The 270-nt window shown below is 60.4% G+C and carries 1 protein-coding gene; it reads left to right on the forward strand.

The annotated features are described in order from the left end of the window. Positions 1-68: 68 nt before the first annotated feature. Positions 69-270, forward strand: a 202-nt coding sequence (locus KVT38_RS33740; protein WP_217598078.1) for a hypothetical protein, incomplete at its 3' end; no start/stop codon positions are given.

Raw genomic sequence — 270 nt, forward strand, 5'->3', positions numbered from 1 at the left:
GAAATTGAATGGGAAATTAGCAATTATGATGGGCTTGAGAGTGTCGAAGATGCCCATCGGGTGTGGTCGTGAAGGTCGAACTTAGCCGCTCGACGGGGCTCGACCGTTGGCTGGCCGAACGGCACTATCTAAAGTCGACGCCGCCGGGTGCGCAGCTTCGGCTGTGGTTCCTGGACGAAGCCGGCTCGCGGATCGGCGCGATGATGTGGGGACGGCCGACAGCGCGCAGCTTGGACCAGATGTCGCTGCTGGAACTGACGCGTATGTACC

It is taken from the genome of Cohnella sp. GbtcB17 (assembly GCF_019091135.1).
In the GTDB taxonomy this organism is placed as follows: Bacteria; Bacillota; Bacilli; order Paenibacillales; family Paenibacillaceae; genus Cohnella.